At 44.3% G+C, this 25,804-nt stretch carries 22 protein-coding genes; 20 read left to right on the top strand and 2 right to left on the bottom strand.

The annotated features are described in order from the left end of the window. The first annotated feature begins 7 nt into the window (after nucleotides 1–7). The 4 genes from DN53_RS14835 to DN53_RS14820 are packed head-to-tail and all read left to right on the top strand — an operon-like array spanning nucleotide 8 to nucleotide 2,031. Entirely contained in the window at nucleotides 8–439 is a 432-nt protein-coding gene (locus DN53_RS14835; RefSeq protein WP_129655488.1) for a hypothetical protein, read from the top strand. A 14-nt stretch (nucleotides 440–453) separates the two neighbouring features. After that, nucleotides 454–876, top strand: a complete 423-nt coding sequence (locus DN53_RS14830; protein WP_129655486.1) for a hypothetical protein — start codon at nucleotides 454–456, stop codon at nucleotides 874–876. 15 nt (nucleotides 877–891) lie between these two features. After that, entirely contained in the window at nucleotides 892–1,323 is a 432-nt protein-coding gene (locus tag DN53_RS14825) for a hypothetical protein (RefSeq protein ID WP_129655484.1), read from the top strand. 12 nt (nucleotides 1,324–1,335) lie between these two features. After that, nucleotides 1,336–2,031 (top strand): hypothetical protein, encoded by a 696-nt coding sequence (locus DN53_RS14820; protein WP_129655482.1) that lies wholly within the window; start codon nucleotides 1,336–1,338, stop codon nucleotides 2,029–2,031. A 64-nt stretch (nucleotides 2,032–2,095) separates the two neighbouring features. Here DN53_RS14820 and DN53_RS14815 read toward each other — a convergent pair whose 3' ends face one another. Next, a complete protein-coding gene (locus tag DN53_RS14815) occupies nucleotides 2,096–2,470 on the bottom strand; it encodes an SPOR domain-containing protein (protein WP_129655480.1) in 375 nt (124 codons plus the stop codon). Between the two features lie 235 nt (nucleotides 2,471–2,705). On the opposite strand from DN53_RS14815, the gene DN53_RS14810 reads away from it, so the two are divergent. From DN53_RS14810 to DN53_RS14770, 9 genes are all read left to right on the top strand, one after another. Next, nucleotides 2,706–4,040, top strand: coding sequence for a cytochrome c3 family protein (locus DN53_RS14810; protein WP_129655478.1), 1,335 nt, complete (start codon nucleotides 2,706–2,708; stop codon nucleotides 4,038–4,040). Between the two features lie 32 nt (nucleotides 4,041–4,072). Continuing rightward, nucleotides 4,073–7,204 carry a TAT-variant-translocated molybdopterin oxidoreductase gene (locus tag DN53_RS14805; protein ID WP_129655476.1) on the top strand — a complete coding sequence of 1,044 codons (3,132 nt, stop codon included), beginning with the start codon at nucleotides 4,073–4,075 and terminating at the stop codon, nucleotides 7,202–7,204. A gap of 30 nt (nucleotides 7,205–7,234) precedes the next feature. Next, nucleotides 7,235–8,689 (top strand): NrfD/PsrC family molybdoenzyme membrane anchor subunit, encoded by a 1,455-nt coding sequence (nrfD, locus tag DN53_RS14800; RefSeq protein WP_129655474.1) that lies wholly within the window; start codon nucleotides 7,235–7,237, stop codon nucleotides 8,687–8,689. A gap of 2 nt (nucleotides 8,690–8,691) precedes the next feature. Next, the gene (locus DN53_RS14795) at nucleotides 8,692–9,219 is read left to right on the top strand and encodes a DUF3341 domain-containing protein (protein ID WP_129655472.1); all 528 of its coding nucleotides are present in this window, start codon (nucleotides 8,692–8,694) and stop codon (nucleotides 9,217–9,219) included. Between the two features lie 4 nt (nucleotides 9,220–9,223). Beyond that, on the top strand, nucleotides 9,224–9,793 hold the full coding sequence (locus DN53_RS14790) for a c-type cytochrome (RefSeq protein WP_129655470.1): 570 nt from the start codon (nucleotides 9,224–9,226) through the stop codon (nucleotides 9,791–9,793). A 17-nt stretch (nucleotides 9,794–9,810) separates the two neighbouring features. After that, nucleotides 9,811–11,163, top strand: coding sequence for a quinol:cytochrome C oxidoreductase (locus tag DN53_RS14785; protein ID WP_129655468.1), 1,353 nt, complete (start codon nucleotides 9,811–9,813; stop codon nucleotides 11,161–11,163). Nucleotides 11,164–11,191: 28 nt separating this feature from the next. Beyond that, a complete protein-coding gene (locus tag DN53_RS14780) occupies nucleotides 11,192–12,250 on the top strand; it encodes a cytochrome c oxidase subunit II (protein WP_129655466.1) in 1,059 nt (352 codons plus the stop codon). A 41-nt stretch (nucleotides 12,251–12,291) separates the two neighbouring features. After that, nucleotides 12,292–14,109: a cytochrome c oxidase subunit I gene (locus DN53_RS14775; RefSeq protein WP_129655464.1), complete on the top strand. Its 1,818-nt coding sequence runs from the start codon at nucleotides 12,292–12,294 to the stop codon at nucleotides 14,107–14,109. Nucleotides 14,110–14,233: 124 nt separating this feature from the next. Continuing rightward, nucleotides 14,234–15,058, top strand: coding sequence for a GIN domain-containing protein (locus tag DN53_RS14770; RefSeq protein ID WP_165357449.1), 825 nt, complete (start codon nucleotides 14,234–14,236; stop codon nucleotides 15,056–15,058). 2 nt (nucleotides 15,059–15,060) lie between these two features. Here the strand turns inward: DN53_RS14770 and DN53_RS14765 are convergent, their stop codons facing one another. Next, entirely contained in the window at nucleotides 15,061–17,325 is a 2,265-nt protein-coding gene (locus DN53_RS14765) for an acyl-CoA dehydrogenase family protein (RefSeq protein WP_129655460.1), read from the bottom strand. A 138-nt stretch (nucleotides 17,326–17,463) separates the two neighbouring features. Here DN53_RS14765 and ruvB point away from each other — a divergent pair, with 138 nt between their 5' ends. The 7 genes from ruvB to DN53_RS14730 all read left to right on the top strand — a co-directional run bounded on the left by ruvB (nucleotide 17,464) and on the right by DN53_RS14730 (nucleotide 25,794). After that, nucleotides 17,464–18,486 (top strand): Holliday junction branch migration DNA helicase RuvB, encoded by a 1,023-nt coding sequence (ruvB, locus tag DN53_RS14760; protein WP_129655458.1) that lies wholly within the window; start codon nucleotides 17,464–17,466, stop codon nucleotides 18,484–18,486. Nucleotides 18,487–18,708: 222 nt separating this feature from the next. After that, nucleotides 18,709–19,779: a c-type cytochrome gene (locus DN53_RS14755; protein ID WP_129655456.1), complete on the top strand. Its 1,071-nt coding sequence runs from the start codon at nucleotides 18,709–18,711 to the stop codon at nucleotides 19,777–19,779. A gap of 12 nt (nucleotides 19,780–19,791) precedes the next feature. Continuing rightward, nucleotides 19,792–20,469 carry a Tat (twin-arginine translocation) pathway signal sequence containing protein gene (locus DN53_RS14750; protein ID WP_129655454.1) on the top strand — a complete coding sequence of 226 codons (678 nt, stop codon included), beginning with the start codon at nucleotides 19,792–19,794 and terminating at the stop codon, nucleotides 20,467–20,469. A gap of 11 nt (nucleotides 20,470–20,480) precedes the next feature. After that, on the top strand, nucleotides 20,481–20,891 hold the full coding sequence (locus tag DN53_RS14745) for a DsrE family protein (protein ID WP_129655452.1): 411 nt from the start codon (nucleotides 20,481–20,483) through the stop codon (nucleotides 20,889–20,891). A 67-nt stretch (nucleotides 20,892–20,958) separates the two neighbouring features. Beyond that, nucleotides 20,959–21,855, top strand: coding sequence for a tRNA epoxyqueuosine(34) reductase QueG (gene queG / locus DN53_RS14740; RefSeq protein ID WP_417935933.1), 897 nt, complete (start codon nucleotides 20,959–20,961; stop codon nucleotides 21,853–21,855). Nucleotides 21,856–22,043: 188 nt separating this feature from the next. Next, nucleotides 22,044–23,375, top strand: coding sequence for an MFS transporter (locus DN53_RS14735; protein ID WP_129655448.1), 1,332 nt, complete (start codon nucleotides 22,044–22,046; stop codon nucleotides 23,373–23,375). Between the two features lie 121 nt (nucleotides 23,376–23,496). Beyond that, a complete protein-coding gene (locus tag DN53_RS14730) occupies nucleotides 23,497–25,794 on the top strand; it encodes an NADP-dependent malic enzyme (protein ID WP_129655446.1) in 2,298 nt (765 codons plus the stop codon). Nucleotides 25,795–25,804: the final 10 nt, after the last annotated feature.

The following is a 25,804-nucleotide window of genomic DNA, read 5'->3' as shown; positions in this document are numbered from 1 at the left end:
AGATAGGATGAGAAAAACAGCAACATTTTTTGCTCTATTAACTGCAGTTTCATGCGGCAGTGGTCTGGATGGAGAAGAGAAAATGTTTACATATACTTTTATTTTGAGAAATGAGACTGGTCAAGATTTAAGTATTACCGGAGATTTTGGGCCAAGAAATGAAGTGGTGGCGACAGGTGAGATATTTACCTGTGCATATGTAGGGTCGGTTAGCGATGCTGGCGGTTTTTGCTCAAGCTTTTTAGAAATAGTAGATATTGAAAAAGTTAAGGGTTATCGTTGTTTCGGAAAGGCTTCGCAAATAGAGGGATTTTGTTTTGTTGAGGACGCAAGAGTGTTCACAAGGATTGGTAATACCATTTTCACTGAAATTGCTCCCCGAACCTATGAATATGTACTGACCTCCGAACTTTTAGAGGGAGCTTTTGAGTTGCCTTGATTCGACACGATGCTATGAAAAAGATAGTCTTGGTATGTTGGGCCTTTTTTGTTTCATGTACCGATGAGCCTGTTAAAACAAATTTGTTTGTCGGTTTAAATAATGACTCTAGTCAAGTTTTGAAAATTGAATCTTTCAATAATGATGTAATGGTATACCAAGTTGATTTGAACAATGATGAGAATAGTCCGATATGCAGCTATGTTGACGAAAACTTCAGAGGAATGTTTGTTAATTACTGTGGGATAGATTCAGTAGCAATAAAATTCAACAACGGCAAAGGTTATATTTCAACTAAGAATAACTCAGGTGATTTCAATTTTTCCAATAAAAGAAATCCGTTGTTGCCAAACGGCGGATTCAAAGCAAATGGAAATATTTATGAGTTTATCGTTACCCAACAAGACTTTGAAAATGCTTTTGAACTGCCAAAGTAGTAGAACAAAGATAGGATGAGGAAAACAGCAACATTTTTAGGTCTTTTTATCATAGTTTCATGTGGTAGTGGACTGGATGGTGAGGAAGAAGTTTATTTCTATACCTTCATTTTAATAAATGAAACAGGCGCCACTGTTGTTATAACAGGAGATTCTCCTGAAAGAGTTGAAGAACTTCAAAATGGCCAGTCTTTTTCTTGTGGATATACTTCAATATCGGGCACAGCGGTAGGGATTTGTGAGGATTATGTTTTTATTTTTTTTCCTCAGATCAATAAAGGGTATCAGTGTTATGGTGGTTCAGGTGATACTGGTTTGTGTTTTGAGGGGGGTATGGGGTTATTTACAAAACTTGAAGGGACCATCTTTACCGAAATTGCTCCCCGAACCTATGAATATGTGCTGACCCCCGAACTTTTGGAGGATGCTTTTGAATTGCCAGAATAAATACGGTAACCTATGAAAAGAATATGTATTGCTATGGGTTGTTTTGTCTTTTGGTTCTCTTTAAAGGCGCAAGAACAAACAACTCTTGAAATTAAAAAGCCGTTCAAGGCCATTACGTTTGATTTGTTGTCCCCTGCCTATACCAGTTACTCCGTATATTTTAGCACTGGTCCTTCTAATCTGACACGTTGGCGGCTTGGCTATCGTCACCAACTAAATGAGCGTTGGGCCATAGGTGCCGATCTTGGATATGGCAATAATATTATAGCCCTTCGGATGGAGGGGGATTATTACAGATTATATGAGCTTACCCCGGAGCTACAGTATTTGCTACAATTGGGCAGCAGGACCCAGGTCTATTTCTCCGCGCAACCCTTTTACCTGATTCATACAGAGACACTCTATTACGATTCTGTCTATGTTCAGGGAATAGGAAATGTAAGATTTGACTCTATGGACTACAAAAGGACCAAATATGGATTGACGGTGAATTATGGTTTTATCTTTCCCTTGTCGTCTTCCATGGGGTTCAATGTGTATGTGGGCGGTGGTATAAAACGAAGGGAAAACAAATACAGGTCCTTCGTTAACCCTACATTGGATGAATACCTGTATTATGACCATCATTCGAGCTATTACGATAATGATAGCCCTTTAACGGATTTTCAGTTTTCATTTGGGATGAAAGCTTACTTTTTCCTAAAATAAATATCCGGGATATGGCAGAGTGAAGCCTTATGTGTTCATTGTGCCGATGCGGATGGGAGTATTGCTATGATTTGGAATCGTGCTCCGGTTTCAGGAGCATGGCATCGGGATATTTTTTTCGGACTTCAAGGTATTTTCGTTCCGCCTCCAATTTGGTCTTGAACCGGCCAAGGCGAACCCGGTAGGTAGGGGATTCAAATTCAATTTTGGAATCCCATCCCGGGAAATCAATTTCAACCTGGGCCTTCAGGTTCTGTGCTTTTTGGTAGGAGCCAAAACCTACTTGGATCTGGTAAAACTCTGCTTTTGAGTTCACTTCGGTATAGCGTTTTACCAACTCGTCTATTTTAGGGTCCTGCTGTATGGAAACTGTTCCTTCCTGTGCGGAAATATGTAGGGCAAACCCTGTAAAAAGCGCAATAAATACAAGAGTCTTCATATAATTCAAGTGTTTTGACATACGGTCATGGTGCAAAAGTAAATTTTTATGGTCTAACCCCGTTGAACCCACTTTATTTAGAATCTTTATAAATTAGAAGTTATAAATACCTTAACATTTTAAAAAATGGCGCTATGTCGTACTTTTGTGACCAATTTTGGTAGGACTGGAAGCTATTGTTCTCAATATCAATAGAAATAATCATGCCAAAGATTTCGATAGAAATTTCGTTAATATGAAAAAGGTTTTGTACCGCCATCTATTTTCTAAAATTTTAGGTTTCTCTCTCCTATTTTTCTCCATTTCATTTTATGCGCAGGAAGAAGCTGCCGCCGCAGGTGGTGGTGATCCGGCAAAAGGGAAACAGCTCTTTAACCAGAACTGTGCTGCTTGCCACGCCCTGGACCGTAAAATGACAGGTCCTGCCCTGGCCAACGTTGAAGCGCGTTTGTCAGAAGATCAAGGATTGGATAAGGAGTGGCTGTATTCTTGGATCAAGAACAGCCCTGGGATGATTAGTTCAGGGGATTCCTATGCAAATGCAATTTACGCCGAGTACAATCAGGCGGCAATGACGCCTTTCCCAACCTTGTCCAATCAGGACATCGATGATATTTTGGCCTATACGGCCGCTCCGCCTCCTGCGCCAGCAGCTGCTCCAGCGGCATCAGGTGGAGGTGATGGAGGGTCCGCTGCGTCAGGTGGAATATCCAATGAAGTGATTTTGGGTGCCTTGGCGTTGGTGTTCGGTCTGTTGGTCATCATGTTGATTTTGGTGAACAAGACCTTGCGTAGAATCGCGGAAGCCAATGGAGTTGTGTTGGAACAAGAGAAAGAAAAACGTCTTCCCATTTGGAAAGCGTTTGCCAAAAACCAGTTTTTGGTCTTGGTAAGTGCCATTTTTCTTTTGTTGGCCAGTGCGTATTTCGCTTATGGTTGGATGATGCAGGTGGGCGTCGATCAAGGATATGCTCCGGTACAGCCCATTCACTTTTCACATAAGATCCACGCAGGTGACAATAAGATAGATTGTAAATATTGCCACTCTTCGGCAAGGGTTTCAAAAACATCGGGGATACCTTCCTTGAATGTTTGTATGAACTGTCACAAGTCCATCTACCAATATGCCGGTAATCCCGAAGGACCATCAGCTGAAGATTTGGCTGCCGGTCACACCAATGATTTTTACACAGCTGAAATCAAAAAGCTGTACAAGGCCGTTGGATGGGATGAGGAAAATCAATCCTACACTGGTGAGGCACAGCCAGTGCAATGGGTAAGGATTCATAACCTACCTGATTTTGCCTATTTCAACCACTCCCAGCACGTTTCTGTTGCGGGGGTTGCCTGCCAGACTTGTCACGGTCCTGTTGAGGAAATGGAAGTTGTGGAACAATTTGCGCCATTGACCATGGGTTGGTGTGTAAACTGTCACAGGGAGACCAATGTGAAGATCGAAGGCAATGCGTACTACGAGGCCATTCATGAGGAGTTGTCCAAAAAGTATGGCGTTGAGCAGTTGACCGCGGCCATGATGGGTGGTATAGAATGTGGTAAGTGTCACTATTAAGAATTAAAGGAAGATAATCTCAGATATATCGTATGGCATCAAACAAAAAATATTGGAAAAGTGAAGCGGAGCTGAATCCGAACGATTCCATTGTTGAGACGCTAAGACAAAACGAATTTACAGAACAGATCCCCGTTGATGAGTTTTTGGGTGACAAGGAGAACTTGTCCGCTTCAAATACCAACAGGAGGGACTTTCTGAAATATGTTGGGTTCAGTACGGCAGCGGCGGCTGTTGCTGCATGTGAGGGGCCGGTCCATAAGTCCATACCCTACGTGGTGCAGCCGGACAATATTGTTCCAGGTGTGGCCAACTATTACGCGACCACTATTGCGGATGGTTTTGATTTTGCCAGTGTTTTGGTAAAAACAAGGGAAGGAAGACCTATAAAAATAGAAAACAACACCGATGCCAAGGTGAACGGAAGTGCCAATGCAAGGGTTCAAGCCTCTGTATTGACACTGTATGATAGCAAGCGGGTTCAAGGGCCAAGTGCCAATGGTGAGCCTGTGGAGTGGAAGGTGTTGGATGCTACGGTAAAAGCTAAATTGGGTAGTTTGAAAGGGTCTAACCGACAAATTGTTTTGTTGACCCAGACGTATGCCAGTCCATCTACCGATAAATTGATTGCTGAGTTCAAGGAAGCTTATGGTGAAAACGTGAACCATGTGGTTTATGATGCCATTTCCGAGGATGCTGCACTCAATGCGTTCAATGCAGCTTATGGTGAGCGTGCCTTGGCCGATTACGATTTTGAAAAAGCAGAATTGATAGTTTCCTTCGGGGCTGATTTCTTGGGAGATTGGCAAGGAGGAGGCTATGATAGCGGATATGCCAAAGGACGTGTGCCCAAACATGGGAAAATGTCCAGGCACATTCAATTGGAGTCCAATATGTCTTTGTCCGGAGCCAATGCGGACAAGCGTTATCCCATGACCCCAACCCAACAAAAAGTTGCCTTGGCCAAGTTGTATGGCAAATTGAATGGCAGTAGTGTTGGTGGTGGTACTTCTGACGTGGATGAAGCTGTGGATAAGGTTGCTTCCGAGTTGAAAAAAGCGGGAAGCAAAGCCGTTGTGGTCACAGGACTTAATGATGTAAACGCACAGGCGGTTGTCTTGGCCATTAATAAATTATTGGCCAGTGAGGCTTTTGATGCCGAAAACCCACGATATGTTCGTCAAGGTGATACGGCCAAAGTAGGTAAGTTGATTGCCGATATGAATGCCGGTCGTGTTGGGGCTTTGATCATGGACGGGGTGAATCCTGTCTATACATTGCCCAATGCCGAGGAGTTCGTAGCTGGACTTGAAAAGGTTGATGTTTCCGTGGCATTTGCGTTCAATAATGACGAAACTGCCCAAGCGGCTGGTTATGTTGCTGCTGCTTCCCACTACTTGGAGTCTTGGGGCGATGCGCAGTTTAAAAAAGGACAATACACTTTAATGCAACCTGCCATCCGACAGTTGTTCGATACAAGACAGTTCCAAGCGGCCTTGTTGACTTGGATGGGCAGTGAAAAAACATATTACGATTACATCAAGGAAACTTGGAGTGCGGATATCCTTCAGGGAGGGTCTTGGAACAAGGCGCTTCAGGATGGGGTTTTTGCAGCTTCTGCTCCTGTTGTCCAAGAAGAGGGTGTTGTTGCAGCTTCACAAGCTGAGGCGGAAGAAGCGGAAGGCGAATCCACAGTGGTTCCCATTGCATCTGCAATTCGCTCCTTGGTGAATGCTACCAGTGCCGGAACGGAATTGGTACTATATTCCAAAGTAGGTATGGGGGATGGCCGACAGGCCAACAACCCATGGTTGCAAGAGTTCCCTGATCCTATTTCAAGGGTTTCTTGGGACAACTACGTGACCGTTTCCAAAGCCGATGCCGAAAAATGGGGTGTGGAAAACAAAATGGTCGCCGATGGTGGTGTCAATGGTAGTTATGTGAAATTGACCGTTGATGGAAAAGTATTGGAAAGTGTTCCGGTAATCGTGCAGCCTGGTCAGGCCGTAGGAACCGTGGGACTTTCTTTTGGATATGGTAAAAAAGCCGGAATGCAAGCTGAAATGGCTACGGGGGTAAATGCTTACGCCTTGTATACCAATTTTTCAGATGTACAGTCCGTAACTGTTGAAAAGGCTGCTGGAGAGCATGAGTTTGCTTGTATCCAGTCACAAAAAACATTGATGGGTAGAGGAGATATCATCAAGGAGACCACCTTGGAGATCTTCAATACCAAAGACCATGCAGAGTGGAATCATATGCCGCAGGTTTCATTGAACCACAATGAAATCCCTGTGACTTCTCCAGATGCCGACCTTTGGGATGAGTTCGATCGTTCTATTGGGCATCACTTCAACTTGTCCATCGACTTGAATGCTTGTACGGGATGTGGGGCTTGCGTTATTGCTTGTCATGCTGAAAACAACGTTCCGGTTGTAGGTAAAGCGGAGATGCGTCGTTCCCGTGATATGCACTGGTTGCGCATCGATAGATATTACTCTTCAGAGGAGACCTTTGAGCAGGATAATGAGAAGAAGGACGGAATGGACGGTCTATGGGGTGAAAAAGGTTCCTTGGGTGGATTCAGGGAGATGGAAGATCCATCGGCCAATCCTCAGGTGGCCTTCCAGCCTGTAATGTGCCAGCACTGTAACCATGCACCTTGTGAAACGGTTTGTCCGGTTGCGGCCACATCGCACAGTAGACAAGGTCAGAACCATATGGCATACAACCGTTGTGTAGGTACTAGATATTGTGCCAACAACTGTCCGTATAAAGTACGTCGATTCAACTGGTTCTTGTACAACAACAATGACGAGTTCGATTTCAATATGAACAATGACTTGGGCAAGATGGTCATCAACCCAGACGTGAATGTACGATCAAGAGGGGTAATGGAAAAATGCTCCATGTGTATCCAAATGACGCAAAAGACCATTTTGGATGCCAAGCGCGATGGACGTGTCATCAAGGATGGAGAGTTCCAAACAGCCTGTTCTGCAGCATGTAGCAGTGGAGCCATGGTATTTGGGGATGTTAATGATCACGACAGTAAAGTTGCCAAGTTGAAGGAAGATGATAGAATGTACCACTTGTTGGAGCATGTGGGTACAAAACCCAATGTGTTCTATCATGTTAAAGTAAGAAACACCAACGAGGCGTAATCAATAAAAGAAGTAACTAGAAGATAAATTATGGCGTCGCATTACGAAGCACCTATTCGAAAGCCCTTAGTACTTGGAGACAAAGGATACCACGATGTAACCGTGGATATTGCCCGTCCGGTAGAGGGAAAGGCCAATAAACAATGGTGGATTGTCTTCACCATTGCCCTTGTGGCATTCCTTTGGGGTCTAGGATGTATCATTTATACCGTTTCCACGGGTATTGGGGTTTGGGGTCTAAACCGAACCGTTAACTGGGCCTGGGATATTACCAACTTCGTTTGGTGGGTAGGTATTGGTCACGCAGGAACACTGATTTCGGCGGTACTATTGTTGTTCCGTCAAAAATGGAGAATGGCGATCAACCGTTCCGCGGAGGCGATGACCATCTTCTCGGTAGTTCAGGCAGGTTTGTTCCCGATCATTCACATGGGTCGTCCATGGCTGGGGTATTGGGTACTTCCCATCCCTAACCAATTTGGTTCCCTTTGGGTGAACTTCAACTCACCATTGCTTTGGGACGTATTTGCGATTTCAACCTATCTTTCTGTATCATTGGTATTCTGGTGGACAGGGCTACTGCCTGACTTTGCCATGATCCGTGACAGAGCCGTAAAACCTTTCCAAAAGAAAATATACAGCTTGTTGAGCTTCGGTTGGACAGGTAGAGCCAAAGACTGGCAACGTTTCGAGGAAGTTTCCTTGGTATTGGCCGGTTTGGCAACACCTTTGGTACTTTCCGTACACACCATCGTATCGTTTGACTTTGCTACTTCGGTAATTCCAGGGTGGCACACCACCATTTTCCCACCGTACTTCGTTGCTGGTGCGATTTTCTCTGGATTTGCCATGGTGAACACGCTTTTGATCATTATGCGTAAAGTGTGCAACCTTGAAGCGTATATCACAGTACAACATATTGAGTTGATGAACATCGTGATCATGATCACAGGTTCCATCGTAGGATGTGCCTATATCACGGAGTTGTTCATTGCTTGGTACTCAGGAGTTGAGTACGAACAATACGCTTTCTTGAACAGGGCTACCGGGCCTTACTGGTGGGCATACTGGTCCATGATGACCTGTAACGTGTTCTCGCCCCAGTTCATGTGGTTTAAAAAATTGCGTACCAGTATCATGTTCTCTTTCTTTATCTCTATCGTGGTAAACATAGGGATGTGGTTTGAGCGTTTCGTGATCATTGTTACCTCATTGCATAGGGATTACTTGCCATCATCTTGGACCATGTTCTCCCCAACCTTTGTGGATATCGGAATCTTTATTGGAACCATAGGATTCTTCTTTGTGTTGTTCCTATTGTATTCCAGAACGTTCCCTGTAATTGCCCAGGCAGAAGTGAAATCTATCTTGAAGGCATCAGGTGAAAAGTACAAGAAACTTAGGGATGCTGGAAAACCATTGTATGAAATGCCGGCTAAAGGAGGAAATACAACTAAAGCTAAAAAATCTAACGATAAAGAATAATTATGGCATCAAAAGTTATACAAGCACTTTACCACGATGACGATGTGTTGATGCATGCCGTAAAGAAAGTGAGGGCAGAGCACCATCATATAGAGGAAGTATATACCCCTTTTCCAGTTCACGGTTTGGACAAGGCCATGGGATTGGCGGATACGCGAATTGCAATCACTTCCTTCATGTATGGCTGTTTGGGACTTACCGTGGCCATTGTGATGATGAACTACATCATGATCGAGGATTGGCCTCAGGATATTGGAGGAAAGCCCAGCTTTAGCTATCTGGAGAATATGCCCGCCTTTGTTCCGATCATGTTCGAGTTGACGGTTTTCTTCGCGGCTCACTTGATGGTGATCACGTTTTACCTAAGAAGTAAAATGTGGCCCTTCAAAAAAGCGGAAAATCCCGATAAACGTACTACAGACGACCATTTTTTAATGGAAATTGGAGTACACGATAATGAAAAGGAGTTGACCGATTTGTTGTGGGAAACAGGAGCGGTGGAAATAAAAGTTACAGAAAAGGAGTCTTAATACTATGAAACTACTAGGTAAAATAAGTGTTGTATTGGCCTTGGTGTTGTTTGTTGCTGCTTGCGCTGACAAAAACAGACCAAACTACCAATTTATGCCAAATATGTACGAAGGCGTAGGATATGAAACCTATCAAGGAGTGGATAATGGACTGTTCCCCGAAGGAACGGAAGCCATGTTGCCTGTTGAAGGAACCATCTCCAGAGGATATATGCCCTATGAGTTCGAAAATACTCCTGAAGGAAAAGAACTGGCAAGGTTGAATACAAGTCCTTTGGATTCCTTGAACTTGGAGGAAGACTTGGCTGCCGGAGCGGAATTGTACGCTATTTATTGTGCGGTATGCCATGGACCTAAAGGCGATGGACAAGGAAACTTGGTAAAACGTGAAAAAATATTGGGTGTTCCCAGCTACAGTGATGCAGCAAGAAACATTACCGTGGGTACTACGTACCATACCATTTACTATGGTTTGAATTCCATGGGCTCCTATGCATCTCAGTTCGCCAACGAAAAAGAGATGTGGCAGGTGTCGGAATACGTGATGAAGTTAAAGGGGGACCTAACAAAATAATTGGATAAGAGTAAACTATGTACACCTTTTCAAACAGACTTAAAATAGGATCTTTCATTGCCATGGGGCTTGGAGTTATTTTCTTGGCCATTGGTTTTCTATCGGCTCCATCAACAGTGGAAGAGGCAAAGGCCATTGTGGCTGCCCATGATGATGGTCACGGAGGTGGTCACGGACAAGAGGCTGTGAGCCATGGAGGTGATCAAGGCCACGGGGAAAGTGCCGCACACGGTACAGAAGCTTCGCATGATGAAGGACATGATGCCTCACATGATGAGCATTTATTGCACCAATTACAGAACAAGCCATGGGCCGCACTGTATGTAGCTGCTTTCTTTTTCTTTATGATCGCTTTGGGGGTATTGGCCTTCTACGCCATACAACGTGCCGCACAGGCAGGTTGGTCGCCTTTATTGTTTAGAGTAATGGAGGGAATCACGGGTTATTTGGTTCCTGGTGGAATCATTGTTTTTGTGATTTTGTTACTCTCTGTAATGCACATGAACCATATGTTCGTGTGGATGGATGCCGATGTTGTGGCACACGATGAATTGCTACAAGGAAAAGCAGGATATTTGAACCCAACCTTCTTCTTGGTAAGGGCCGCTATATTCTTGGGCGGATGGATTTTTTACCGTGAGTATTCCAGAAAGCTTTCTTTGGCTCAAGACGAGTCTGATGACGATAGCAACTTTATAAAGAACTTTAGATGGTCTGCCGGATTCTTGGTATTCTATCTGGTTACTGAATCCATGATGTCATGGGATTGGATCATGAGTTTGGACCCACACTGGTTCAGCACCCTTTTTGGATGGTATGTATTTGCCAGTATGTTTGTTTCTGGGATCACTGTGATTGCCATGGTGACCATTTACCTAAAATCAAAAGGATATTTGGAGCAGGTGAACAATAGCCACATCCACGATTTGGCCAAGTTTATGTTCGGTATCAGTATTTTTTGGACATACCTATGGTTTGCCCAGTTCATGTTGATTTGGTATGCTAACATTCCTGAGGAGGTTACTTATTACGTAGCACGTTTCCAAGATTTCAAATTGCCGTTCTTCGCCATGTTGGTGATGAACTTTGTGTTCCCATTGTTGGTGTTGATGAACAGCGACTACAAACGGGTCAACTGGTTTGTGATCATGGCAGGTATCGTGGTTTTGGCAGGACACTATTTGGATATCTTCAATATGGTGATGCCGGCAACGGTAGGAGACCAATGGTATATCGGGTTGCCCGAAATAGGAGGTATATTGTTCTTTGGAGGGCTATTTGTGTACTGGGTGTTCAATACCTTGACCAAAGCTCCGTTGCAGCCCAAGCGCAATCCATTTATTGAGGAAAGTAGACATTTTCATTATTAATACGATTTAAGTCTTAGATAAGTATACAATGACTGCATTATTAACATTGACTGTTTTAGCACTGGTGGCGATTGCGATATGGCAAATGACCAAGATTTTTGAATTGTCCCAACTTAAAACAGAGAAGACCGAGATAGCAAACGATACCGATAACAAAAACAACGGATATCTGTTGTTTGCATTCCTGATATTCATCTATGGGATCACCATATTTTGTTTTGCAAAATATACCAAAGTGTTGTTGCCAGAGGCATCATCTGCCCATGGAGGGGAATACGACCAATTGATGTGGGTGTCCTTTGCGATCATTTTCTTTGTTCAGTTTATCACACAGGCCTTGTTGCACTATTTTGGGTACAAGTACCGTGGGGAAGAAGGAAAAAAGGCATTGTTTTTTGCAGACAATGACCGTTTGGAGTTCATCTGGACCATCATCCCAGTAGTGGTTTTGGCCGGATTGATCCTTTGGGGATTGTATACTTGGACCAACATCATGGATGTCAACGATGAGGATGACCCATTGATTGTTGAACTTTATGCCCAACAGTTTAACTGGACCGCCCGTTATGGTGGGGAGGATAATGTTTTGGGAGATGCCAATGTACGCTTGATTGATATTGATAAGGCCAACATATTGGGCTTGGATGAAGCAGATCCCAATGGGGAAGATGATGTTATTGTAAAGGAATTGCACTTGCCCGTAGGCAGAAAGGTGAACTTTAAGATGCGTTCCCAAGATGTGCTTCACTCAGCATATATGCCACACTTTAGGGCTCAGATGAACTGTGTGCCCGGAATGATCACACAATTCTCGTTCACACCAACCGTGACCACGGAAGAAATGCGTTTGAACCCAGATGTAGTGGAAAAAGTAAAACGTACCAATGCCATTAGGGCAGAATGGGCAGCAGAAGGAAGACCGAATTCCGATCCATGGGAGTTCGATTATGTATTGCTCTGCAATAAAATTTGTGGAAAGTCGCACTATAACATGCAAATGAAGATTATAGTGGAGACCGAAGAGGAGTTCAACAAATGGATGGCGGAACAGGCTACGTTCAAACAAACCGTAGCACCCGCAGAATAATTTAGGCTAGGAAAGAAACCATAACAAAACTTAAGAAGATTATGTCAGCTACCGGACACGACGAACACGGACACGAAGATCACGGGCATCATCATAAAGAGACCTTTATCACCAAGTACATCTTTAGTCAAGACCATAAGATGATTTCCAAGCAGTACCTGATTACGGGTCTTATCATGGGATTCATCGGTATTGCAATGTCCTTGTTGTTTAGAATGCAATTGGCATGGCCAGGGGAATCTTTCCCAATCTTTGAGGCCCTACTTGGAAAATGGGCGCCCGATGGGGTCATGGATGCCGATATTTATTTGGCATTGGTAACCATTCACGGTACCATCATGGTATTCTTTGTACTTACCGCTGGATTGAGCGGTACCTTTAGTAACCTATTGATTCCATTGCAGATTGGTGCAAGGGATATGGCTTCCGGTTTCTTGAATATGGTTTCGTACTGGTTGTTCTTCCTTTCTTCTTTGATCATGGTACTCTCCTTGTTCGTTGAAGCTGGGCCTGCAGCAGCTGGTTGGACCATCTATCCTCCATTGAGTGCTTTGCCTATGGCGCAACCTGGTTCCGGTATGGGTATGACCCTATGGTTGGTTTCCATGGCCATATTCATTGCTTCCTCATTGTTGGGTTCATTGAACTATATTGTAACCGTTCTTAACCTTAGGACCAAAGGAATGTCAATGACACGTTTACCATTGACCATCTGGGCGTTCTTTGTGACAGCCGTTATCGGGGTGATTTCATTCCCGGTACTTCTTTCAGCAGCCTTGTTGTTGATCATGGACCGTAGCTTTGGAACGTCGTTCTTCCTATCCGATATCTTCATTCAAGGTGAGGTATTGCATTACCAAGGAGGTTCGCCTGTATTGTACGAGCACTTGTTCTGGTTCTTGGGTCACCCGGAAGTATATATTGTTATTTTGCCAGCGATGGGAATTGTTTCCGAAGTAATGGCGGTTAACGCACGTAAACCTATTTTTGGATACCGTGCCATGATTGCCTCCATTTTGGCTATTGCGTTCCTTTCTACGATTGTATGGGGACACCATATGTTCATCTCGGGAATGAACCCATTCTTGGGCTCTGTATTTACATTTACTACGCTTTTGATTGCGATTCCATCGGCGGTTAAGGCCTTTAACTGGATAACTACACTGTGGAAAGGAAACCTGCAATTGAACCCAGGGATGCTGTTCTCCATAGGAATGGTATCTACCTTCATCACTGGAGGTTTAACAGGGATTATTTTGGGTGACAGTACGTTGGATATCAACGTTCACGATACTTACTTTGTAGTGGCTCACTTCCACTTGGTAATGGGTATATCTGCACTATATGGATTGTTTGCTGGGGTATACCACTGGTTCCCTAAGATGTTCCAAGGACGTATGATGAACAAGAATTTGGGATATGTCCATTTTTGGGTAACGGCGATAGGTTCTTATGGAATCTTCTTTCCCATGCACTTTGTGGGAATGGCAGGGGTACCAAGACGTTACTACCAGAACACTGCGTTCCCAATGTTTGACGACTTGACCAATATCCAAGTATTGATGACCGTATTTGCCATCATCACTGCAAGTGTACAATTGGTATTTGCCTATAACTTCATCGTTAGTATATTCTACGGTAAGAAGGGTCCACAAAACCCATGGAAAGCCAATACGTTGGAATGGACCACACCTCAAGAGCACATCCATGGAAACTGGCCGGGTGCCATTCCACATGTGACCCGTTGGGCCTACGATTACAGTAAGACCTACGAAAATGGGGAGTACATCATAGCTGGACAGGATTTTGTTCCGCAGAACGTACCGCTTCAGGAAAATGAGGAAGAACTCAACCACTAAGGTGAAAATATATCAAAAAAGCCCATCCAATTCGGATGGGCTTTTTTGATTGTAGCACATTGATCCACAAGAGTTAGCAACAATTATAATATCTTTAAAGAACGGAACCCCAAAAAGAAGCACAGTGAAAAAAGTACTTGTCCTTATCCTGTTGGTTTTTCCCATTTTGATCTTGGCCCAACGCAAACCCCGAATAAAGGGAAGCCGTATTGTTACCCAGGTCAATGAAGAACTTCCCCCATTCAATGCCATAGTATTGAATGATAATTTGGATATCGTCCTTAAAAAATCTTTTGGCTCTGGTTATGAGGTCATGGCGGACGATAATTTAATAGACATTCTAAAGTTTGAGGTGCAGGACGGTACCTTGCTCATTAGTTCCTATTATGATGTTACCGCAAGGAAACAGTTCGATATCATCGTCAACTATGTGGATTTAAAGGCAATTACCCTTAAAGACGGCAGTATGGTTTCCCAGGATATCATTGAAAGTGATGAGTTGTTTGTAGACGGATTCAACAATACCAAACTCGATATCAAGGCTAGGGCCGGTGTTATGGACATTAATCTGGAAGATACCAGCCATGGGGATTTTAATGTGGATGTGGATAGTTTGAATATCAGCATGGGACATAAATCCGATGCATACATCTATGCCGTGAACGAAGTCAGCTTGGTGGATTTGGAAGACAACACCTCCCTAACCCTCGAGGGGGCCTCCAATAGAGTCCAAGGACGTTTAATGGGAAATGCGAAATACAAAGGGGAGACCATGGAGGTTGGGACCGTTAAAATGGAACTGGAAAGCAATACAAGCGCCCGCATCTATGCCCACAGCGAATTTGAACTCAGCGCCAAGGGAGATTCAAGGATATACCTCTACGGTACCCCAAAAGTCACTATTCTTGAATTTTTGGATACTTCCCAACTTATCAAAAAACAAGAATGAGGTTACTGCGAGATGGGAGCGGTAAGACAATGCTCTGGAATGCCAAAACTGTCCACCAAAACCTCAATATGGGGTCGTAGTTCGGTGGATAAACGTTCCACTCTCTGACGTATCGCCTTGGATTTTGTACTGCCGAGATAGCCCTGTTCCAAATACCATCGGGCATCCAAATGTATCTGTTGCAACGCATGCAGCGTACCTACCTTTTCCAAGAGTTCTCGATAGGTTTCATCTTCTATCGTAGTGCAGAATTCAGAAAAAACCGAGTAGGCCAATTCGGTACTATAGGCCTTGCCCAAGGCCAACAAATGGGTCTGTACCTTCAAGAAAGCCTGATAGGAAGGCACTCCTTTTTTGATGTAACCACGAATTCGCATGGCCAAGGTATAGGTCAATCTTCGGGTACGGTAGTTAAAGGCATGCTTGTGGAATTTTGGGTTGTACAAGTGCTCCGCATCCACCTTATTGGAATACAGAGGATTGATGGCCGTTAATTTGTCAGAAAGCTGGCTTTGCAGCAATTTCAACACCGATGTGAATCCAGCACTGTTGAATTCCGCCTTAAAATCGGAAAGAATACCTTTTGCTGCCAGTTGTAGGAGCACAGTGTTGTCGCCTTCGAATGTGGTAAAGATATCCACATCCCCTTTGAGGTCGGCAATTCGGTTTTCCAGTAAATAACCCTTTCCGCCACAAGCTTCCCTACATTCTTGGATGGTATCATTGGCAAACCAGGTGATCACAGATTTAAGTCCGGCCACTTGGGTTTCAATTTGCCGCTTGTCCGGTTGGGAGTTGTCACTGTAGCGTTTCATCATTTCCTCCAGCACCACATGGTAAACATAAGCACTGGCTATGGCTGGGGTCAATCGTATCTGATGCGTGGGATAATCCATGATCAGATCTTCTTGGATTTTGATACTGTCATTGAATTGTCTGCGGTTCAACGCATGCTTCACGGCTATGGTCAGGGCCATCTTGGCGCCTCCCAAAGCACCTCGGGCCACACAGATACGTCCACCTACCAAGGTGCCCAACATGGTAAAAAAACGCTTGTTCGGATTTTTTATGGATGAGGAATAGCTTCCTTCTTTGGTAATCTCTCCATACTTGTCCAAAAGATTTTTCCGTGGTACACTTACACTGTTGAACCAAATCTTTCCATTGTCCACGCCATTTAGCCCAAGTTTATAGCCATTGTCCTCTATGGTGACACCTTCAAGCAGTTCGTGCCTTTCATTTCTGAGGGGGACCAAGATGGCGTGCACCCCTTCATTTTTTCCATTGACGATGAGTTGGGCAAAAACAGTGGCTATTGTGGAATGCAATGCATTACCAATATATTCTTTGTTGTCATTCTTACCCGGGGTGTGGATGATGATGGAATCCGTGGTTGGATCATATGTGGCAGTGGTCCTAATGCCCCTTACATTGGAGCCGTGCCCCGTCTCGGTCATGGCAAAACAGCCCAACAAATTGGTTTTTCCGGCATCGGAGAGATATTGGTCATGATGCTTTTTAGTGCCCAATTTTTGGATACTTCCCCCAAAAAGTCCAAACTGTACCCCAAATTTTACCGCAAGGCTTCCGTCTACGAACATCAAATGCTCAAATATGGCGGCATAGGCGGGCATGTTGTCCGTGCCCCCATATGTAGAAGGATACGCCATGGCACCGTACCCCTTTTTACCCAAAAGTTGTACCTGCTCCAATATTCTTGTTCTGAAATCCTCTTTGTTTCGGCGGATATCCCATTGGAAAGTGGGTTGCGCCAAGAACTGGCGAAATTCATCAACTACTGGGGCATGCTCGCCTTTCAGGATTCCATCCAAAATGGTTGCATCGTACAGGTCGGAAGTCTTTTCATGGACCACCTCAACATCGAACAAGTGGTTGTAGTGATTGGGCTGTATGCCCAAATTGATTTCAATATGTTTTAAATGCTCGTTGAAGTCACATTCATCACATCGTAAACTAGCCAATCGTTGACTCAAGGATGCCAAGGGGTAGGTGTCACTTTCCACCAGTTTCACCCCAGAGTTGGCAATGGTTTGTCTCCAAGTTTTGATTTCTTCGTCAGCAGGCGGATTTTCTTTGTTGAGCCAGAGTTTTAATTGTTTCTTTTCATCTGGGTCAAGGGAGTTGTCAGCTTGAACCGTGTTTTCAACCACTGAAATCTCGGAAGCGGAAAGTAGGTCGTCCGACCAAATCACATAGAAAAAAGGGATGTATTGTAGGATTCCCAAGGAATAATCTGTAGTTACCATTGAATTTTGGGTTACGATGGGGTCATTTTGTTTTCAATGTATCTAAGGTAAGGTTTAGTTTTTTAAGATGTGTGCCTGTCATCATTTTGGATGAATTGCTTTCAGCCTCATGGGCTTTTCAACTATATTTGTTAAGCCATGAATGAAAATTTAGATCCAACGGCCCATAATTTTTCCCAAGAGGAGCTCGATATAGAAAGAGCGTTACGCCCTATTACTTTCGACGATTTTACGGGACAGGCCCAAGTATTGGAAAACCTTAAGGTTTTTGTACAAGCGGCCAACCTTAGGAATGAAGCCTTGGACCACACCCTTTTTCATGGCCCTCCGGGACTGGGAAAGACCACTTTGGCCCATATTCTGGCCAATGAACTTGGTGTGGGGATCAAGGTGACTTCTGGTCCGGTACTGGACAAACCCGGCGATTTGGCGGGATTGTTGACCAATTTGGAGGAAAGGGACGTTCTCTTCATTGATGAGATCCATCGTTTGAGTCCCATTGTGGAGGAATATCTCTACTCGGCCATGGAGGATTATAAAATTGACATCATGATCGAGACCGGTCCCAATGCAAGGACGGTTCAAATTAATTTGAGTCCCTTTACCCTGATAGGGGCCACCACACGATCTGGATTGCTCACGGCACCTATGCGGGCAAGGTTTGGTATCCAGAGTCGATTGGAGTACTACAACACGGAACTGCTTTCCACTATTGTGGAACGAAGCGCGGAAATCTTAAAAGTACCCATCACCCAAGAAGCGGCCATAGAAATTGCAGGACGGAGTAGGGGGACCCCCAGGATTTGCAATGCCCTTTTGAGAAGGGTGCGGGATTTTGCCCAGATCAAGGGGGATGGCAACATCGATTTGGGAATCTCCCAATTTAGCCTCAAAGCCTTGAATGTAGATGCACATGGTTTGGATGAAATGGACAATAAGATTTTAAGTACCATCATTGATAAATTCAAGGGAGGGCCTGTTGGAATCACCACCTTGGCCACGGCGGTTTCCGAAAGCGCCGAAACCATTGAGGAAGTATACGAGCCTTTCCTTATCCAACAAGGTTTCATTATGCGGACCCCAAGAGGTCGCGAGGTCACCGAACTGGCTTATAAGCATTTGGGAAGAATCAAGGGTGGGACCCAACCAGGCTTATTTTAGTAGTTGTACGACTTCTTGCTCGGCAAAATACTTGCCTTCAACTTCATTGATTTTAACATTTTTTTGTAAATTAATACAATGCTTTGGTTTGCAATGCTTTATGTGGTGTTTTTCCTATAAAGTGCTTAAGGCAAATCTATGGTTTGATATGATGTAGCTATTCCAGATCTACCATTTACGAATTAGGTTCTCAGATAGATTTTAATCGGTCGTGATGGTATTATGGAAGCTAGTCAAGGAAATACACGGACTTCCACTGCAACGGACTCCCAATCCTTATCCAAGCAAATAAGGGGGTTGTGTGCCAAGATAGGTATTTGTAGTGCCCTCATGATCATTATGGCGTTTGGGGTGATTCTGATTGGTTTTGGTGCCAAAAAATCCACATTTACTTCCTTTCCAGACGAGGTCTACTACATGGACTATAATGTCTATAACCTATCCTTCTCCAAGAAAAATGAACTGATCAAACACGGGTTTGAGGTTTTTAGAAATACACCATTGCATATTGGTCCCAAACAGAAGGATTCCTCCCAAATCTATGCAGGTAACAATTTGGCCTGTGCCAGTTGTCATTTAAATGGAGGAACCAAGCCTTATGGTGCTCCCCTGATCGGTGTCATCAAAAGATTTCCGCAATATCGAGGTCGTGAAGATAAAATGGGCACCATAGAAGAGCGAATCAATGGCTGCATGGAGCGCAGTATGAATGGCAAAGTGATGCCAGAGAGTACAAGGGAAATGAAGGCGCTCATTGCTTACATGGAATGGTTGGGCCGCGCAGCTCCCGATAATGGAAAAATTGAAGGACAAGGATTTTTAAAAATTCAGATTCCAAACCGTGCTGTGGATCTAGCGCATGGACAAGCAGTTTTTGAGAAGGTTTGTGTGGAGTGTCATGCCCGGGATGGTCAGGGACAAACCATGGAAGACAATGGCCTTTACCTCTATCCACCACTTTGGGGGAATGATTCTTATAATAATGGGGCAGGTATGACGAGGGTAATTACCGCTGCCCAATTCATCAAGGGGAACATGCCTTATGGAACCACCTATGACAAACCTTTACTTACCGATGAAGAAGCCTATGATGTTGCAGGGTACATCAATCAAAAGTTAAGACCGACCAAACCCAATCGGGAAGTCGACTTTCCGGATTTGGTGAAAAAGCCCGTTTCTACCCCCTATGGCCCGTACGTAGATCCTTTTACGCAAGAACAACATCAGCTTGGTCCATTTCAACCCATCATGGCGTATTACAAAGACAACCATCAAATCAATAAATCTAAATAAACACACATTACAATGAAAACAACACAAACAACATCGCGACGAAATTTTATGGGCGCCATGATGTTGGGGGCCACGGCTTCCACATTATCCGCTTTTACCAACCCAATTTTTGGCGGAGCGCCAGAATTTACCACTTCAGAAATGAAGGGGGCAGAAGATTGGATCAAAACCATTAAGGGCAATCATCGTGTGGTCTATGATGGTTCATATCCGCATAAGGGGTTTCCCGTTATTTGGAACTGGGCCTATTATTTGTCCAATAACGAAATGGGTTCGGCTGACGACCAGATTACGGCCATGACCGTTTTCAGGCACGATGCCATTCCCTTGGCATTACAGGATGACCTCTGGACAAAATACCCACTGGGGGAGATGTTCCATGTGAAAAAAGCGGATGGGACCCCCTATGACCGCAATCCGTTTTACGAACCACAGGAAGGAGATTTTCCCCTTCCCATGATTCAAGGCGTTAAAGATATGCTGGGTCGCGGGGCCATGTTCTGCGTCTGTAACTTGGCACTCAATGTGTACAGTGGAGCTATTGCACAACAGATGGGTAAAGATCCCAATGAGGTATACGAAGAGTGGAAAGCTGCCGTTTTGCCGGGCATCCAGATTGTGCCATCCGGTGTTTGGGCATTGGGTAGGGCGCAGGAAGAAGGTTGTGGATACATTTTTGCCGGAGAATAAAATTGAATGCAATGAAAAAAGCAATCGTATTGATCTTGTTATTTGTTTCTGGTGTTGTCATGGCCCAGAATGAACCCATCAAAGTAGTTTTTGATGTAACCAGTAGCAATCCTGATGTGCACCGTACAGCGGCCAAACATTTGCGATTGATGGCCGAGGCGTACCCAGATTCGGAATTTGAAATGGTAATCTACAGCGGAGCCTATTCTATGGTGGATAATAAATCTTCGGTAGCAGGAGAAACCTTAACGGAAATGGTCAAAAAGGATAATGTGTCCATTGTGATCTGCCAACAGACCATGAAACGACATGAAATGTCCATGAACGACCTGATCCCGGGAGTGGGGTCGGTGCCCGATGGAATTTATGAAATCGTCATGAGACAAAAAGAAGGTTGGGGCTACATTAAAGAAGCGCAATGACCAAAATGCATTCAATTGCAATTTTATGGATTAACTTTATGGCATGAATGCCACCAAAAGAACCCAAATGATAAAAACCGAAGCCAAGCGCCTCGGTTTTTTGTCTTGTGGCATTTCCAAAGCGCAATTTTTGGAAGAAGAGGCCCCGCGTTTGGAAAAATGGCTCAAAAACAACATGCATGGTGAGATGCAGTACATGGAGAACCATTTTGACAAGCGTTTGGATCCAACCAAATTGGTGGAGGGTTCAAAATCGGTGATTTCGCTACTATTGAATTATTTCCCATCCCAAGAGCAGAACCAAGATTCATATAAAATCTCCAAGTATGCCTATGGTACCGATTATCACTTTGTGATAAAGGACAAACTCAAAAGTCTCTTGCATTTTATCCAAGATGAAATAGGGGAGGTCCATGGAAGGGCCTTTGTGGATTCCGCCCCGGTTTTGGACAAGGCATGGGCTGCACGCAGTGGTCTGGGTTGGATAGGCAAGCACAGCAACCTGCTTACCCAACAGGTAGGGTCGTTTTATTTTATTGCAGAGCTTATTGTGGATTTGGATTTGGAATACGATGCGCCAACTACAGATCATTGTGGTACGTGCACGGCATGTATCGATGCCTGTCCAACCGAAGCCATTGTGGAACCCTACGTGGTGGATGGCAGCAAATGCATTTCCTATTTTACCATAGAGCTCAAGAATGAAATTCCCACTGGGTTCAAGGGGAAGTTGGATGATTGGATGTTTGGCTGCGATGTTTGCCAGGATGTTTGTCCGTGGAACCGGTTTTCAAAACCGCATAGTGAACCCCTCTTTGACCCCAATCCTCAATTGCTTTCCATGACCAAGAAAGATTGGGAGGAAATTACCGAGGAGGTATTTAGAAAAGTCTTCAAGAAATCTGCGGTCAAGCGAACCAAGTATGGAGGACTGCAGCGAAATATCACTTTTTTGAAATCTTAGGATTCACTACAACGTTTTCGTTTGCCGTAATGTCAATTAGCAGTTAAGTTTTTTTAATGAAATCATTAAAAAGACTATATTGAATTGGATTTACATTGATGTATTCTCAAAATTTAAGCGGTGTTTTTGTTATAATGTAAATCCTTGAGTTTTTCAACTCCAGTTTTGCTAACCAAACAACACATACGATGAAGATTATAAAACCCCGGTTGAGTTTTTGGCAGATATTCAATATGAATGTGGGCTTTTTGGGTATCCAATACAGTTTTGGACTTCAACAGAGCGCTATTAATCCCATTTTTCTTTTTTTGGGTGCCAAAGAAGAGATTCTCCCCATTTTAAACATTGCCGGTCCCATAACCGGATTGATAATCCAACCCATAATTGGGGCAATATCAGATAAAACATGGTCACCTAGATGGGGGAGGAGAAAACCCTTTTTCTTGATAGGGGCAGTATTGGGCAGTCTGTGTCTGTTTGCTTTTCCATTGAGCCCTGCTTTGTGGTTTGCCGTGGGACTCCTGTGGATTTTGGATGTGGGCAACAATATGGCCATGGAACCCTATCGGGCTTTCGTGGGGGATAAATTACCCGATGCCCAATTGAGTATTGGTTACCAAATGCAAAGTTTGTTTGTGGGAGCAGGTATTCTTTTGGCCAATGCATCCATCTTTCTGTTTCAAGATTGGTTTGGGGGCGGCCAAGAAATTGAGGGAACGGTTCCCAAATGGTTGTATTATTCCTTCTTTATAGGCTCGTTTTTATCCATTGTCACCATATTATGGTCGGTTTTAAAGACCCCGGAGATACCACCTTCGGATGAAGAACTGGCAGAAATCAACAGGCACAAGTCTTTGCCTTTTATGGAACGGTTTAAAACCCCGTTTGTAGAGATTTCCCATGCAGTAAAGGAAATGCCCCAGTTCATGTGGCGATTGTCTGCGGTGTATCTTTTTCAGTGGTATGCCCTTTTTGTCTATTGGCAGTTCATTACGCCACTTTTCAGGGCTACTTTAGGGTATGATACCTCAGAAGCTGCGGCTCAAGCCGCTAAAATGAGCACTACATACAATATTGTTACTGCTGTGGTGGCCTTGGTTTTGGTGCCATTGACCATGCGATTTGGAGGGAAAAAGATATATGCACTCAGCCTTTTGGGGACGGCTGTTGCTTTGTTTGCCATTCCCAATATTTCGGACCCGGTATATGTCTTGTTCCCTATGGTCTTTTTCGGGATAGGTTGGGCGGCCATGATGGGGATTCCCTACAGTATGGTGTCCAAAATTGTTCCCCAAGAACGCAGAGGGGTCTATATGGGGATATTGAATATGATGATTGTAATCCCCATGGGTATCCAAACCTTGACCTTCGGTCCTATCTTTAAAAATATTCTCGGTGCAAACTCTGTCAATGCCATGTTGTTTGCAGGCGGATGTTTTGTGCTGGCCTCACTATTGGCCATGCGACTCAACATTCCAAAAAGCAAGCAAGATTCTGAATTGGATATTGAAATCCCCTGAGTTTCTGCTTTTGATGAGGAGCCCATTTAAAGGGTGTTTCATGGATATTATCAAAATAGGTGGATAGGGACTTTCCAAAACCAAGGAATCCCCTAACTTTACCCCATTCATTTTTCACGATATGAGCAAGGAAAAACAACGACGGGAAGCATTGTTGTATCATGCGAAACCCCAACCCGGAAAGATAAAAATAGTCCCTACCAAACCCTATTCCACCCAGCGAGATTTGGCCTTGGCCTACTCTCCCGGAGTGGCGGAACCCTGTTTGGAAATAGAAAAGAACAAGGACGATGTCTACAAGTACACGGCCAAAGGAAATATTGTGGCCGTAATTTCCAATGGAACGGCCGTTTTGGGTCTAGGCAATATTGGCCCGGAAGCCTCAAAACCCGTGATGGAGGGGAAAAGCCTTCTTTTTAAAATTTTTGCGGATATTGATGGCATCGATATTGAATTGGATACGGAGGATGTGGATAAATTCATTGAAACCGTAAAGACCATCGCACCCACCTTTGGTGGAATCAATCTGGAAGACATCAAAGCGCCCGAGGCATTTGAAATAGAAAGACGCCTTAAAGAGGAATTGGACATCCCGGTAATGCACGATGACCAACATGGAACGGCCATAATTTCTGCTGCAGCCTTGCTGAATGCCATTGAGTTGACCAATAAAAAAATCGATGAGGTAAAAATTGTGGTCAGTGGTGCCGGTGCTGCCGCAGTTTCCTGCACAAAACTTTACAAAGCTTTCGGAGCCAATGGCAAGAATATTGTCATGCTGGATAGTAAGGGAGTTATCCGAAGTGACAGGGAAAATTTAAGTGAGGAGAAGAAGGAATTTGCCACAGATAGAAAAATTGACACATTAGAAGAGGCTATGAAAGACGCGGATGTGTTTATCGGTCTGTCCATAGCCAATATTGTGACCCCAAAAATGCTCAAGTCTATGGCAGACGACCCCATTGTCTTTGCCATGGCCAATCCAAATCCAGAGATTGCCTACGATCTGGCTTGTAAGACCCGAAAGGATGTCATCATGGCCACCGGACGTTCCGATCATCCCAACCAAGTGAACAATGTACTTGGATTCCCTTTTATTTTTAGGGGAGCATTGGATGTACGGGCCACCAAGATCAATGAGGAAATGAAAATGGCGGCGGTTAGGGCTTTGGCCGATCTTACCCGTGAACCTGTTCCCGAGCAAGTGAACATTGCGTATGATGCTACACGTTTGGCCTTCGGAAAAGAATACATCATCCCAAAACCTTTTGATCCCAGGTTGATCACCACCATTCCGTTGGCCGTAGCCAAGGCCGCTATGGAAAGTGGGGTGGCCAAAGCGCCCATTCAGGATTGGGACAAGTATGAGGAGGAGCTTTATCAAAGATCGGGCAACGACAATAAGGTGGTCCGTTTACTGCACAACAGGGCCAAGGTAAATCCAAAGCGTATTGTTTTTGCCGAAGCTGAACTGTTGGATGTGATGAAAGCAGCCCAGATAGTCTATGAGGAAGGTATCGCGGAACCGATACTTTTGGGGCACAAGCCAACCATAGAAAGTCTAAAAAAGGAACTCGATTTTGATGCCGAAGTGACCATTATTGACCCTCGTTCCGATGAGGTCAAGGAACTGCGGACCAAATATGCCCTTAGATTATGGGAATCCAGAAAACGCAAAGGGGAAACCCAGTATAGTGCCCGGGTGAACATGGGCAAGCGAAACTATTTTGGGGCCATGATGCTTCTTGAAGGGGATGCGGATGGGATGATTTCCGGATATTCCAGGTCATATCCCAAAGTGCTTCGTCCTGTTTTTGAAGTCTTGGGAAGGGCCAAGGGCGTGAAAAACGCTTCCACGGTCAATATTATGATTACCGAAAGAGGACCCCTCTTTTTGGCGGATACCTCCATCAATATAGATCCCAATGCAGAGGAATTGGCAGAGATTGCCCAAATGACGGCCAATGTGGCCAGTACCTTTGGTTTTAATCCGGTTGTGGCCATGCTTTCCTATGCCAACTTTGGCTCATCCATCCATCCCAATGCCCAAAAAGTGAAGGAAGCGGTTCGGATTTTGCATGAAAAAAACCCTGATTTGGTTGTGGACGGAGAAATCCAGACCGACTTTGCCTTGAGCCAAGAACTGTGCAACAATAACTTTCCGTTCTCCAAGTTGTCCGGAAAGAAGGTGAATACGCTCATTTTTCCCAATTTGGAATCGGCCAATATCACCTATAAACTTCTCAAGGGCCTCAACAAAGCGGATTCCATTGGGCCTATTATGGTAGGACTGACCCGGGCCGCACACATTCTGCAATTGGGGGCCAGTGTGGATGAAATGGTGAACATGACCGCCGTGGCCGTAATTGATGCCCAGGAGCGAGAAAAACGCAGAAAGACCAGAAGCGGAGCGGAGTAGTTTCCACAAT

It is taken from the genome of Flagellimonas olearia, from assembly GCF_004150225.1.
GTDB classification, from domain to species: Bacteria; Bacteroidota; Bacteroidia; order Flavobacteriales; family Flavobacteriaceae; genus Flagellimonas; species Flagellimonas olearia.
The sequence above is the reverse complement of the archived record's forward strand: the minus strand, read 5'-3'. Positions and strand labels throughout refer to the sequence as shown.